General features: G+C 60.1%; 13 protein-coding genes and 1 pseudogene. 9 read left to right on the top strand and 5 right to left on the bottom strand.

Features of this window, described 5'->3' with window-relative positions; genetic code table 11:
• The first annotated feature begins 41 nt into the window (after nucleotides 1-41).
• Both M0746_RS09520 and M0746_RS09525 read left to right on the top strand, forming a co-directional pair.
• The gene (locus tag M0746_RS09520) at nucleotides 42-1,049 is read left to right on the top strand and encodes an NAD(P)-dependent oxidoreductase (protein ID WP_258448949.1); all 1,008 of its coding nucleotides are present in this window, start codon (nucleotides 42-44) and stop codon (nucleotides 1,047-1,049) included.
• A 98-nt stretch (nucleotides 1,050-1,147) separates the two neighbouring features.
• Nucleotides 1,148-1,953 (top strand): annotated as a pseudogene (locus M0746_RS09525) (transporter).
• A 98-nt stretch (nucleotides 1,954-2,051) separates the two neighbouring features.
• Here the strand turns inward: M0746_RS09525 and M0746_RS09530 are convergent.
• The 3 genes from M0746_RS09530 to M0746_RS09540 form a co-directional block, all read right to left on the bottom strand.
• Nucleotides 2,052-3,104, bottom strand: a complete 1,053-nt coding sequence (locus M0746_RS09530) for a hypothetical protein (RefSeq protein ID WP_258448950.1) — start codon at nucleotides 3,102-3,104, stop codon at nucleotides 2,052-2,054.
• Nucleotides 3,105-3,235: 131 nt separating this feature from the next.
• The gene (locus M0746_RS09535) at nucleotides 3,236-3,715 is read right to left on the bottom strand and encodes a hypothetical protein (protein WP_258448951.1); all 480 of its coding nucleotides are present in this window, start codon (nucleotides 3,713-3,715) and stop codon (nucleotides 3,236-3,238) included.
• Nucleotides 3,716-3,903: 188 nt separating this feature from the next.
• Complete coding sequence (locus M0746_RS09540) at nucleotides 3,904-5,076, bottom strand: MFS transporter (RefSeq protein ID WP_258448952.1); 1,173 nt, start codon at nucleotides 5,074-5,076, stop codon at nucleotides 3,904-3,906.
• Nucleotides 5,077-5,171: 95 nt separating this feature from the next.
• Here M0746_RS09540 and M0746_RS09545 point away from each other — a divergent pair, with 95 nt between their 5' ends.
• Nucleotides 5,172-6,065 carry a LysR family transcriptional regulator gene (locus M0746_RS09545; RefSeq protein ID WP_258448953.1) on the top strand — a complete coding sequence of 298 codons (894 nt, stop codon included), beginning with the start codon at nucleotides 5,172-5,174 and terminating at the stop codon, nucleotides 6,063-6,065.
• Here the strand turns inward: M0746_RS09545 and M0746_RS09550 are convergent.
• Nucleotides 6,053-7,009 (bottom strand): LysR family transcriptional regulator, encoded by a 957-nt coding sequence (locus M0746_RS09550; RefSeq protein WP_258448954.1) that lies wholly within the window; start codon nucleotides 7,007-7,009, stop codon nucleotides 6,053-6,055. The two genes, M0746_RS09545 and M0746_RS09550, sit on opposite strands and share 13 nt — an antisense overlap.
• A gap of 115 nt (nucleotides 7,010-7,124) precedes the next feature.
• Here M0746_RS09550 and M0746_RS09555 point away from each other — a divergent pair, with 115 nt between their 5' ends.
• Entirely contained in the window at nucleotides 7,125-7,721 is a 597-nt protein-coding gene (locus M0746_RS09555; RefSeq protein WP_258448955.1) for an NADPH-dependent F420 reductase, read from the top strand.
• Nucleotides 7,722-7,746: 25 nt separating this feature from the next.
• Here M0746_RS09555 and M0746_RS09560 read toward each other — a convergent pair whose 3' ends face one another.
• Entirely contained in the window at nucleotides 7,747-7,977 is a 231-nt protein-coding gene (locus M0746_RS09560; RefSeq protein ID WP_258448956.1) for a hypothetical protein, read from the bottom strand.
• A gap of 255 nt (nucleotides 7,978-8,232) precedes the next feature.
• Between M0746_RS09560 and M0746_RS09565 the strand changes: the two genes are divergently transcribed.
• The 5 genes from M0746_RS09565 (at nucleotide 8,233) to M0746_RS09585 (ending at nucleotide 13,397) form a co-directional block, all read left to right on the top strand.
• Nucleotides 8,233-9,297 carry a fimbrial protein gene (locus M0746_RS09565; RefSeq protein WP_258448957.1) on the top strand — a complete coding sequence of 355 codons (1,065 nt, stop codon included), beginning with the start codon at nucleotides 8,233-8,235 and terminating at the stop codon, nucleotides 9,295-9,297.
• A gap of 800 nt (nucleotides 9,298-10,097) precedes the next feature.
• Complete coding sequence (locus M0746_RS09570; RefSeq protein WP_258448958.1) at nucleotides 10,098-11,159, top strand: fimbrial protein; 1,062 nt, start codon at nucleotides 10,098-10,100, stop codon at nucleotides 11,157-11,159.
• An 863-nt stretch (nucleotides 11,160-12,022) separates the two neighbouring features.
• Nucleotides 12,023-12,571, top strand: coding sequence for a fimbrial protein (locus M0746_RS09575; protein ID WP_258448959.1), 549 nt, complete (start codon nucleotides 12,023-12,025; stop codon nucleotides 12,569-12,571).
• 86 nt (nucleotides 12,572-12,657) lie between these two features.
• On the top strand, nucleotides 12,658-13,047 hold the full coding sequence (locus tag M0746_RS09580) for a fimbrial biogenesis chaperone (RefSeq protein ID WP_258448960.1): 390 nt from the start codon (nucleotides 12,658-12,660) through the stop codon (nucleotides 13,045-13,047).
• Nucleotides 13,048-13,055: 8 nt separating this feature from the next.
• A complete protein-coding gene (locus M0746_RS09585; RefSeq protein WP_258448961.1) occupies nucleotides 13,056-13,397 on the top strand; it encodes a fimbrial biogenesis chaperone in 342 nt (113 codons plus the stop codon).
• The last annotated feature ends 5 nt before the right edge of the window (nucleotides 13,398-13,402 follow it).

Here is a 13,402-nt window from a genome sequence, read left to right on the forward strand (position 1 = left end):
ACCCTAAGCTGCAACCCGACAAAAACGAGGAGGGATTCCAGATGTCAACGCATCCAATTCTGTTCATGGGCGGTTCCGGCGCCATCGGTCATCGTTCCGCCAAAGCCTTGCGCGCGGCCCATCCCGACGTGCCGTTGCTGATCGGCGGTCGTGATCTGGCCAAGGTTCAGCAAGCTGCTGAAGAAATGGGCGGGGCTGAAGGTGTGGTCATTGACGCGGCCGCGGATGATCTCGGATTGGGCGATCGCCCGGTCAGCGCCGTGGCGGTTTTCTATATGGATCACTCGCTGGCCGGGCTGCGTTTCGCGCAGACGCGCAAAGTGCCGCACCTGAGCATTTCCTCTGGCGTATTCGAAATGGCACCGCAAATCGCCCGCTATATTCATGCCCCGGATGCGGCGCCGATCGTGCTCGGTTATGAATGGATGGTCGGTGCCACAACGGTTGCGACGCTGCACCTTGCCAAAGCCTTTGCACGGGTGCGCGATATCCGCATCGACGCCTTGGTCGACGAACAGGACGGTGGCGGGCCGACCGTGGCAACTGACTTCGAACACCTGAACAAAATGCTTCCCGCCGCACTGACCCGACGCGAGGGTGCGTATGTATGGCGTGAGGGCGAGGAGGCGAACGTCAGCTTCCGCGCGCTGGACGGAACATCGATGCAGGCCAGCGGCTTTTCGTCGATCGACGTCGCAGGTCTGGCAGCTGCTACTGACGCACCCAGTGTTCAGTTCAACCTCGCCAGCGGCGTCAGTTCCTCCCGGCGCGCGGGCAAGCCTATGTCGACGGAAATTCTCATCGAAATGGCCGGGGAAGGTCGCAACGGGCAAGCGCTGCATACCCGTCATGCCCTCGTGCATCCGGCCGGCGCCGCAGCGCTGACGGGACTGAGCGTCGCCATGCTGCTGGAGCGACTGATCGGGCTCGACGGTTCAGCGCCCACTGCGCCAGGTCTGTACTTTCCTTATCAGTTGCTGGATGCCGCTGGGTATCTGCAGCGTCTGGGTGAAGAGGGCGGTGAGTTGCTTGAGCTGAGTCAGAACTAAGGCGGATTTTCCGAGCCTGGCAGCGGTTCGAAACCGCAAACAGACCTTTTGAGATTCCTGACTACACTTTCATTCCATCAAGCGTAACGGGAGTTCTCATGAAGAGAGCCATAGGTGCTGCGTCTTTGTTTGCGCTAGGGATGGTGCCGGGCGTTCAGGCTGAAGACTCGGCAGAGCTGGCCAAAAAGGCGCTCAACCCGGTCGCGGCCATGTACAGCCTGCCGGTGCAGTACAACTGGGACCATAAGATGGGCCCGACCGGTGATGGCATGCGCAGCACCACCAACATTCAGCCGGTGCTGCCATTTACCCTCAACGATGACTGGAACCTGATCTCCCGCACGATCCTGCCGGTCATCGATCAGCACGGCCTTGCACCGAACGGCGCGGCGGACAAGTCCGGCGTTGGCGATATCACCCAGAGCTTTTTCTTTTCGCCCAGACAACCCACCGAAAGTGGCTGGATACTCGGCGCCGGCCCGGCAATTCTGATTCCCACCGGCAGCGATGAGCTGCTGAGCAGCGAACAATGGGGAGTCGGCCCGACCGCCGTCGCCCTGAAACAGGAAAACGGCTGGACCCACGGCATCCTCGCCAACCACATCTGGGGACTGGAGGGCAGCCCGCCGGACGACAAGGACAAGGTCAACCAGACCTTCCTGCAACCGTTCCTTTCCTACACCACCAGCACCTTGACCACTTGGGGGTGAACACCGAATCGACGTACAACTGGCAATCGCGGGAGTGGTCGGTACCGGTCAACCTCACTGTGACGCAACTGTTGAAGATCGGCGGGCAACCGCTGACGGTGCAAGCGGGGCCGCGCTACTGGCTCGACAGCCCGGATGACGGGCCGCAAGGGTGGGGGGTGAGGTTTGCGGTGACGTTGTTGTTTCCGCGTTGAGGCTGGGATGACTGAATTATTGGATGAAGCGACTGCGACGTCGCTTCAAAACTGTCGGGACAGACCGAGATGGTTCTGTCCCGCTTGTATCGCTGGACTCAGTAACCTTCCATAAACAACATCGCTTCCAGTTGGCGGACGTTCCAGGTCAAGCCTGAACGCGCATTCAGCGTCAGGATGATGGCCGCCAACAGGCGGTTTGCATCCAGCTGTGCTGGCCAGGAGAGGTAGGCATTGCGCCAAACGGTACGAGGCGTTCGCGGTCGGCTTCCACCCCGACCATTGATTACGCCCAGGTTTGGATACTGCGCCTTGAAGCTGACCAACTCGGAGTCGTTGAAAACTGCCTCGGCAATTGCCACCAACGCGGTAGCTACGCGCGAGTCGTAGATCACAAAGTCATCCGGGTAAAACATGGCGTACAGCTTCGTCCACGCACTGTTCATTGCCGCGGGATGCTGAGCGCTACGCTTAGCCGCGAGCTGCAGGTTACTGATTACTTCTTTCGCATCTTGCGTGGGAACGCGCACTCCGCCCCACTGGCAAATGGTCTCGAACAGCGCCAGCACCGCGCCGGCATTCACGGCGAGATTAACGCTGAGCGCCTGCGCCCGCGCCATGAAACCCTGCAGAACCATTTCGGTGGCTGAAAAATCCACCTTCGGCGAAGGCCAGAAATAACTGCTCAGACGTCCATCCAGCCCTCGCACCGCTTCGGCTGGATAGACCTTCCGCCGGCGGCGATCATAAATCTGGAACGGCTCATTCTGAAGGTAGCAGGCAAAGCGTGCTTCAAAAGGCATCAGTGTGTCGCAGTTGGAAAGCGGTGCGATTTCGCAATCCTGTTCTATTTCTGCTGATATCTCTTGCGTTTCCTCAATACCAAGCAACTCATATAACCCCTCGGCTACCCGCCGATAACGAGCCACTTGTCCGTTGCGTGTCGAATTACCTGTCAGCTCGCAAAGGTTTGCCAACTGCGTGCTGATCGTATTGGCAGCGAAGAAGTCCAGACCGACGCGATAACGTTCGCTGGCGTCTGTGGGGCTTAAATAAATTCTGCGCGCGGTGGTTTTCAGATCAGTAGCGCGAAAGCGTAGCGGGAGTGCGCCGGCGTAAATTTCAAGAGCGATTGCGTCGTGCAGGGCCATGATGCATTCCAAATGCCGGAGAGGGTTGACAAGTGGCACTAGGCTACTACCCATTGCATGCATAAACCAGAGTGGTGAGCGAATGGCTGAACTTTGCGTACCTGAATGGGGGCAGTAGGAACATGACGGTTTCATTCGCCCGGTAGCCGGCATTTGGCTTCCCGCCTGCTGTAACCCACAACACCCATCAGGAAATCCTTAAACGACCGGGTCCATGTACCCAAAAGCATGCAAATTACCAAAAACTTGAAGTACTGATGAAAGTCCGACGAGGGAACCGCTTGCTCGCTCATTCCGACCAGCCCGAGACCCAGCAGGCTGAACAAGAGATTGCTCAGCAAGCGCAGAGCAAGATGCACGACGGACTTGAATCTTATCGTGGACATCCAGCTTTTTGACGATTCGGAAAAGCATGCGTACCAGACCAGATGGAACAGGCTCGAATAGATATAGCTCAGACTAAGCTGTAGTCCGAGGTCAACACTGAAAGTGATTGAAAATGATGAATACAGGCCTTGTAGAAAGACAGCGACGGGACGCGCATATTCGCTAAATGGATAGAGGGCCAAGCCGCCCGCGAGATAAATGATCAAGAAGGCGATGATCTTCATCCTGCACTCCGTTGCATGAATAACCGCTGGGTTGGAAGTACAAAGAACTGTCACACCAGCTTCAGCATTGCCAATCACGTCGACTGACCATTTTGAGGTGGAGCGAGCCGATAGAATAGCCGCGGTCAGCGATTGTGCATTGCGCCGGACTTAGCGCGGAGCGCAATTATCGGTCGCTCTCCTTTCTGTCAGCGTCCCGTGATCAAGCCGACAGCCGCTCTGGAGCGCCAGACAAACCCCAACACCATCAACAACCCCAGCCCCGCCATTGCCGCGCCGGCCAGGGAAATCGCCGGATAACCCAGCCCGGCATTGATCACCGCGCCGCCCAGCGCTGCGCCGATCGCGTTGCCGAAGTTGAACGCGCCGATGTTGACCGCCGAGGCGAGGTTGGGTGCGTCTTTGGCGGCTTCCATGACGCGCATTTGCAGCGGTGGCACCAGAGCGAAGCTGGCGATGCCCCAGATCAGGATGGCGACGGCGGCCGGCAGCGGCCAGCGCATCAGGATGGTGAACGCCAGCAGGACCACAATCAGCGCACTCAGCGAAACGATCAGGGTGCGATCAATCGAGCGGTCGGCAGCCTTGCCGCCCCACATGTTGCCCAGCGTCAGCCCGACACCGAACAGCACCAGCATCGCGGTGATGTAAGCGGTGGAGGCGTGGGTTTCGCTGCTGAGGATCGGCGCGATGTAGGTGAACACGGTGAACATGGCGCTCGAGCCGACCACGGTCAGGGCCAGCGCGCCGAGGACCGGGCCACGGCCCAACACGCGAATTTCCGCCAGTGCTCCGGCGCCTTTCGGGGCCGGCAGGTTGGGCAGGGCGAACCACAGCGCGGCCATGGTGATCACGCCGAGGCCGGTGATGCCCCAGAACGCGGTGCGCCAGCCGAACATTTCGCCAAACCACGCGGCCAGCGGCACGCCGCCGATGGTCGCCAGGGTCAGGCCCATGAACATCGCCGCCACGGCGCCCGCGCGTTTCTGCGGAGCGACCACGCTGGCGGCGACGACCGAGCCGACTCCAAAAAATGCGCCGTGATTGAGTGAGGTCACCACCCGCGCGACCATCAGGCTGTAGTAGTCGGTGGCCAGCGCCGACATCAGATTACCCAAGGTGAAAATCGCCATAAGCCCGATCAGCAAATAGCGTCGCGGGATTCTGCCAGTGGTCAGGGTCATCAGCGGTGCGCCTAGTAGCACGCCCAGCGCATAAGCACTGACCAGCAGCCCGGCGGCCGGAATGGAAACGCCGAGATCGGCAGCAATACCCGGCAACATGCCCATGGGCGCGAACTCGGTAACGCCGATGCCAAAGGCACCAATGGCGAGTGCAACAAGGGGTGGATTGATACGCATGGAAAGTCTCCTCATCTATGCCGCCAATGCTACGATGCGTGCGTTTACGGCGGTAGACCGCGTTTTTGGCAATCACCTTTGCGCAGGAATCACAAATGGACGTCGGTGGTCGATCAGGTGAAATGGACGTGTTCGTCACAGTGGCGCGCGAGGGCAGCTTGTCGGCTGCCGCACGCGCTTTGGGGCTGACACCTTCGGCGGTGAGCCGGATCATCGCGCGCACCGAGCAGCGTCTGGGCACGCGCCTGCTATTGCGCACCACTCGGGCGCTCACGTTTACCGCCGAAGGCGAAGCGTTTTTGCGTGGCGCGCGGCGCATTCTGGCCGACATGGCCGAGGTCGAAGAGGCCATCGCCGATCAAGGCGTGCCGCGAGGCCGCTTGCGGGTCAGCGCCGCCCTCGTTCATGGGCGGCTGGCGATCGTGCCGTTGGTTGCCGCCTTCAGCGCGCGGTACCCGAACATCGTGGTCGACCTCACCCTGGGCGATGAGGTCGTCGACATTCTCGGTGGCCAGGCCGACGTCGCCGTGCGCTTCGGGCATTTGCCGGACAGCCCGTTGACCGCGCGCAGACTCGGCCTCACTGGTCAGGTGGTGGTGGCTTCGCCCGAGTATCTTGAGCGCCACGGCACCCCGCAGGAACCGGAAGACTTGTTGCGACACAACTGCCTGCGTTTCAATTTTCGCCGCGCCGAACCCAACTGGCCGTTCATCCGCGACGGCCAGGTGTTCTCCTTGAAGGTCAGCGGCAGCATCGAATGCAACAGCGGTGAAGCGCTGGCGCAACTCGCGCGGGGCGGCGCCGGCATCGCGCGGATCGGCGAGTTCAGCGTGAAAGAGGATCTGCAGCGTGGCGAGTTGATTTCACTCTTGGAAAGCTGGAATCCGGGCGATGACGAGCCGATCCATGCGGTGTTCGTCGGCGGTCCGGCGATGCCGGCGCGGGTGCGTTTGTTCGTCGACTTTCTGCTGGAGCATTACCGGATGTGAGCACTGGCGTGTGCGGACGATGACCGGGCATCCAGTCGGGTTTGCCAGCGATCTGCGCGGGCGCGTTTGACCAGAAAATCGACGAATGCCCGGGTCTTGGCCGGCAGTAATTTCTGACTGGAGAAGTACAGGTAGATCTGCCCGGCGTCGACATGCCAGTCCGGCAAAACCCGTTCCAGCGTGCCGTCCTGCAGGTACGGCAACACATCCGGCACCGCCAGCAGCGCGACGCCCAGGCCCAGACGCGTGCACTGACACAACGCCTGCGGATCATTGACCAGCAGGCGTGGGGTGATCTCCAGCGGCGCGCGTTGCCCGTCGGAACTCTGCAGCATCCAGCTGCGAACCTTGCCGGTCTGCACCGAGCGCATGGCCAGGTGATCAAGCGTCGCTAGTTGCTCCAGACGCTCGATACGCCCGTGATCGGCCAGATATTGGCGCGACGCCACGAGCATCAAATGGGCCGGAGCGATGGCTCTGGCGACCACACCCTGGGCCAGCTCGATGCCACCACCGATGGCCGCATCGAAACCTTCGGCGATGAGATCGACCTGACGGTTGTCGACCTGCCATTCGGGGATCACTGCGGGATATTGCTGGAGAAAATCGGGCATCAGCGGCAGCAGAAAATCTTTGGCGAACCCCGGCGCCGCGCTCAGACGCAAAATGCCGGAAGGCGCTCCGGCATTGCCGGCGACATCGGCAATCGCGGCTTGCACGCTGTCCAGCCCTGAACCGACATTCGCCAGAAAACGCTCGCCCGCTTCCGTGAGGGTGAGTTTGCGGGTGCTGCGCTGAAACAGGCGCACCCCCAGATTGCTTTCCAGCTGCGCGACGTTGCGGCTGACTGCGGCAGGGCTTAGGCTCAGGCGTCGGGCAGCGGCGGAAAAGCTGCCCGACTCGGCGCTGCGAACGAACGACAGCAGATTGCCCAGCGTTTCCATACCCACACCTTCAAGCATTGATTGAAAGTGATTCTAGTCAGCTCCTACTACTTGTGGAAGATCAAAAAGCGTCTCATAGCTTCATCAACTTCACACACAAATACGAGGCCTGAACATGAACACGATCAGCATTATTGGCACCGGCGCCATCGGCTCGGCCATCGCACGATTGCTCGTCCACGCCGGTCTGCCGGTCAGCATCGCCAACAGCCGCGGCCCGCAGAGCCTTACCGACCTGGCCAACGAGTTGGGGCCGCTGGCGCGACCGGTGACGGCGCAGGAAGCCAGCCGGGCGGATATGGTTTTCCTCGCGGTGAACTGGTCGAAAATCCCCGACGCGGTTCGCGACCTGGGGCCTTGGGACGGGCGCATCGTGATCGACACCAACAACCCGATCGAAGCGCCGCTGTTTCAGCCGGTCGATCTGCACGGCGTACCGTCCTCGCAAGTGATTGCGCAGCTGCTGCCCGGCGCGCACGTGGTCAAGGCCTTCAATCATCTGTTGGCGGCTTTACTGAGCGACCCCGCCGCCGAGGGTGGCAAACGGGTGCTGTTTTACTCCGGTGAACACGCTGCCAGCAAAGAGCGCGTTGCGGCGCTGATCGCCGACCTTGGCTTTTACGGCATCGATCTGGGCGGTGTTCAACAGGGCCTGTTGGCACAGTTTCCCGGCGGCCCGCTACCGGCGCTGAATCTGGTCAAGCATGGCTGACGGCAAGCCCGGGAAACCGGGCTTTTTACGCCCAGATCGCGGTCTCGGTATTGATCTCAGCGACCAGCGTGGCGTTGAACTGGCGCTGCCGATGCAAGTCATCGCGCATCTTTGCGAAGTTGAATCCTTTAGCGCCCAACTCTTTTAGTACCAAGCCTGAAACCCGGTAAACGCCGCAATCGGCACAGTCGACGAGTTGGCCGCCATGGGCCTCGTCGGTCTTCTGGGCTTCGAGTCCGCACAGGTAGCATTTCATGGTTGTTCTCCCGGTTTTGTGATGTTCAGGAGATCGTCTTGCGAAGAGGGAAGTTTCATTCAGCTGAGAAAGGCCGGTATTCAGAACGCTGGTCACTAGGAATTTTCCTACATGTCGGTGGGACGCAAGCTACAGGTTCATTCCCTCCGTTTGCCGATAATCCGCCCTCTGCTGGCAACGCTGCCAGTCAAATCTCCACGTGCGGAAACGCTGGGCAGCGAACGCCCATCGTTTCATCTACGAGGGCATGCACGCATGAACATCGGATCACGACTGCTGGGCTGGCTCGGCGCATCTTTACTGGTAACGGCGACCGCACCGGCGATGGCCGCCTGTACCTGGAACTCCAGCGACTGGACGCCCAAGCAACTGACCCTCAATGCCGGAACGGTGTTTGCCCCGCGTGACGTCCCGGTCGGCACGACTTTGAATACGACGGGAGGCATCCGCGATCTGCCGTTTGGCGATCGGCTGGTCTGTGGCTTGCGAGCGACGTACAGCACCGCGCTGGTCGGCCCGGTCGTCACCAACATTCCGGTCGATACCATCAACGTGCCGGCCGGCTCGATATTGCAGACCAACGTGCCGGGGGTGGGCCTGGCGATGTACATGACCGGGTTTGCCTCGCAATGGCAAATGCCGGTGGGCAATCCGGCGCGGTTCGTGCCGTTTACACTGACGCTCAATATCCCCACAGCGGTCAGCGGCATGGCGTCGGTATTGGTGCGTTATGCGTTGATCAAGACCGGTGACATTCCGCCCGGCACGCACACCATCAATCAACTGGCCGCGACCGGCACCACAGATCGTGGGCATATTTTCGATCTGAACTTTACCGCCACCGTGACCGTGGCAGGCTGTTCGATGCCGGCTGCCCCCGGCAATCAGATCGACGTACCAATGGGGACCTGGGAAAAGCGCGTATTCAATGGCAAGAACTCGACCACCCAGGCGCAGCCGTTTGCGATCACGCTCAACTCGTGCATTGCCGGTAGCAACTACCCGTCGAACACCAACGGTTATTTCAACGGCAACTATGCCAACATCCAGATCGATGGCAACAAGACCTCGACGATCATCGACGCGGCCAACGGGGTGTTGAGTCTGTCGAGCGATTCGACGGCGCAGGGTGTGGCGATTCAGATTTTGCGCGATAACGGTACGCCGATGAATCTGGGGCTGCCGGTGCGCCTTACTCGTGTCGTCAATGGGGTGACTTCGGTGCCGCTGAAGGCCCGCTACATTCAGACGGGTGAGGGGCCGACGCCGCAGCCGGGGACGGCTAATGGTTATGCCAGTTTTACGGTGACTTATCGTTGATTCTGTATTGAACAGACCGGGTACATATCCATTGCTGCGGTAACGGCGGCTTAGGGTTTCGCCCTTACGGCGAGGCACTTTTTCCAGACGCCGAAAAAGTACCCAAAAGGCTTGCTCCTGCGTTCGGCCCTCGCAGGCTCGGGTTCCTTCGCTCCGGGATCGATCCGGGCGCAACGGCTACGGTTTGCTTCGCTGCACCTCCTTCCGCTGTGTACGACTGCGTCGTACGGTCGCTGCGCTCCCACGCCCGGATCGATCCCTGCGCTCAGCCTTCCGATGTCGCTGGTTAGGCAAGATCAAGATCAAGGGCACGCGAGCTAACGCTCATTGTTGAGTGGTTAGAAGCGTCGCATGGCTTGAGATTTTCGGTGGATTCGCCCCTCACCCCAGCCCTCTCCCCCTGGAGAGGGAGCCGATTTGTGGGCCGTTCAAAATCTGCATTCGACTCGGTATTTCATGTCGGCGTATCACTCCAATTCACCACGGTCAGTCCCCTCTCCCTTTGGGAGAGGGCTAGGTGAGGGGCTTTTGATTTTCAGCCTCCAATCCTCCAACGCGCCGGTGATCAAGATCAACAGCAAGCGAGCTGACACTTGGCCGAGGGCCTACTGGACGCTAGGGAAGGGCAGGCGAATACGCTGCGATCCCTGAGAAAATTCCTACAACTCAACGGGAAGCCGACTCTTCGATGAGCGCTTTCTGCTACCCATAATCACGCCCATCGTTGGCAAACGCCAACAACGTCCGGGTGCAGTCAGCCTGCATTCAGCGGCCGTTTTCTTCTCAGCAGGGCAAGTCCAATGAAGATCGGTTTACAGATGCTGGGCGGTGTTGGCGCCGCGGCGTTGATGTTGGTGGCGGCACCCGCAATGGCGGAGTGCACGTGGGCCTCGGGTAACAATTCCGTGAAGCAGTTGACGCTGACCGGCGGCACGGTGTTTGCGCCGCGTGACGTGCCGATCGGCACGACGTTGAACACCAACAGCACCATGCGCCAGCTCAATTTCGGTGACACGCTGGAGTGTTACGGCTCGGCGATTTACAACACCACGTTGATCGGTCCGGTGGCAACCAACATTCCGGTAGACGTTTTTAGGGTCCCGGCCAATGCCTTGTTGCAGACCAACGTTCCCGGCATTGGCCTGGCCATTTACATGACCGGTTTCGCCGCAGCCTGGAATCCACCGCCGGGGAACCCGAGTCGTTTCATTCCATTCAACATGAGTCGCACAGCTGCCAGCACGGCAACCATGAACCAGGCGATGATGCGATACGCGCTGATCAAGACCGGCGAAATCGCCCCTGGCACCCATACCATCAATCAGCTCGTCGCCACCGGCACCTCTAACATGGGGCCGATGTTCGATTTGACGTTTACCGCCACCGTGACCCTGGCCGGCTGTTCCATGCCTGCCTCGCCGGGCAACCAGATCAACGTGCCGATGGGTAACTGGGAGAAACGTGTGTTCAACGGCAAGAATTCCACGACCCAGGCGCAGTCGTTCGCGATTACGCTGAACTCGTGCATTGCTGGCAGTAACTACCCAGGGAACACCAACGGTTATTTTTCCGGTAACTACGCCAATATTCAGATCGATGGCAACAAGACTTCGACCATCATCGACGCGGCCAACGGGGTGTTGAGTCTGTCGAGCGATTCGACGGCGCAGGGTGTGGCGATTCAGGTTCTGCAGGATAACGGTACGCCGATGAATCTCGGGCAGCCGGTGCGGCTGACGCGGATCGTCAATGGGGTGACCTCTGTGCCGCTGAAGGCTCGTTATATTCAGACGGGTGAGGGGCCGACGCCGCAACCGGGGACGGCTAATGGTTATGCCAGTTTTACTGTGACTTATCGTTGATTCTGTATTGAACAGACTGGGGACATATCCGTTGCTGCGGTAACGGCGGCTTAGGGTTCCGCCCTTACGGCGGGTCACCTTTTCAGACGCCAAAAAGGTAACCCAAAACGCTTGCTCCTGCGTTCGGCCCTCGCAGGCTCGGGTTCCTTCGCTCCGGGACCGATCCGGGCGCAGCGGCTACGGTTTGCTTCGCTGCACCTCCTTCCGCTGTGTCTGGCTGCGCCAGACGGTCGCTGCGCTCCCACGCCCGGATCAATCCCTCCACTCAGCCTTCCGATGTCGCTGGTTAGGCAAGATCAAGATCAAGGGCACGCGAGCTAACGCTCATTGTTGAGTGGTTAGAAGCCTCGCATGGCTTGGGATTTGCGGTGGATTCGCCCCTCACCCCAGCCCTCTCCCCCTGGAGAGGGAGCCGATTTGTGGGCCGTTCAAAACTTGCGTTCGACTCGGTATCGCAGGTTGGCGTATCTCTCGCATCCACCACGGTCAGTTCCCTCTCCCTCCGGGAGAGGGCTAGGTGAGGGGCTTTTGATTTTCAGGCTGATTCCAAGCCTCAGCCGTCTATCTCTCCGGTGATAAAGATCAAAAGCAGTCTGCCCTCGCCACACTTTCCCAAACCCTCACAACACCTGTAGCAGCCCACTTGCCGAAGGTCGGAAATGGCTGCCTGTCATTACCTCTTCAGTAGGAAAAGTCCTACAAACGCACGGAATTTGCCTACATAGCCAACCCTGTCCGATCTCGATAATGGACCCAGACGAAACGCGTTGTGACTTACACCTAAACAGTCGAGAGCGCGTCGTTTATCCGTCCCGAAGCCTGCTTGAGGCGAAGGACATACCATCATCATTCTGGATGTGATCATGAAAAATTTTGCTCTCAAAGGTTTGTCTCTGGCGCTGGTCATGGCCGCTGCTTCGCAGGCTGCTCTGGCGGCTGACGGTGAAATCAACTTCGTCGGCAGCGTGACCGATAACACCTGCCCGGTGGTTGTTTCCGACCTGAACGGTTCGGCCGGTGCCGGTGATGTCACCCTCGGCAGCGTGCCGGCTACCTCCCTGGCCTCGGCCGGGCAGATCGCCGGTGGCGGTGCGTTCACCCTGACCATCGACACCACTGCACCAGGCTGCAACGTCACCGGCAAGAAAGCCGTGGTCAAGTTCCTTTCGCTGAGCGGCAACGCCGGTTCGAGCGGTCAGTGGATCGGCCTGCTGCCGGAAGCTGGCGTCGCTACCAACGTCGCGGTGCAGATCAAGGACGCCACCGGCAAAGACGTGCAGATCGGCCTCGATTCCTCGCCATACCTGGACCTGACCCAGCCGCTGCGCTTTACCGCCAACTACATCGCTACCGGTGCGGCGACGTCCGGTCCGGCCAATGCCAAGGCTGCGTTTACCGTCGACTACCAATAAGTCCGGTCAACGGCCGGGACCATAGGGTCCCGGCTGTCCTTCCCCTCGCCACGGCGCTGATGCCGTGCTGACTTGAGGAAAATGCAATGACGATGTTTACCACCCCCTTCAAGACCACCGCGATCGCCGCGATGTTGCTCGGCAGCACCTTGCTCAGCAGCTTCAGCCAGGCCGGGGTGATGCTCGGCGGCACGCGAATCGTGTACGACGGCAGCAAGCGTGATGCTTCGATCACGGTCAGCAACACCACGCCCGAGGCCTACGCTGTGCAGGCCTGGGTCAACACCGAGGCCGACGACAGCAACACCGCCACGCCGTTTGTCGCGACGCCGCCACTGTTCCGCCTGGACCCGCGCAAAGAGCAGATGGTGCGCATCCAGAAAGTCCCCGGCGATCTGCCGCAGGACCGCGAATCGGTTTTCTACTTCAACGCCCAGGAAATCCCCTGGCCGGCAAGGCGGACGCCAACACCCTGAAGATCGCCATGCGCACGCGAATCAAGCTGTTCTATCGCCCGGCCGGCCTCAAAGGCAGTGCCATGGAAGCCCCGGATCAACTGCGCTGGAGCCTGGCGCAAGAGCAGGGCAAGACCGTGCTGGTGGTCAACAACCCGTCGGTGTTTCACGTTTCATTCATCGGCGTGAAAGTCGCCGCGGGTGGCCAGAACCTCGAAGTCAACGAGCCGAAAATGGTCGCGCCGATGAGCAGTCAGCGTTATCCGCTGCCGGGCTTCAAAGCCAGTTCCGCTGAGGTGGAGTTCTCCGCCATCAACGATTACGGCGGCTACACCACGCCGAAAAAAGTCGCCGCAAGCAGCGCGCCTTAACGTCT

The organism is Pseudomonas sp. S11P7 (genome assembly GCF_023195435.1).
In the GTDB taxonomy this organism is placed as follows: Bacteria; Pseudomonadota; Gammaproteobacteria; order Pseudomonadales; family Pseudomonadaceae; genus Aquipseudomonas; species Aquipseudomonas fluorescens_G.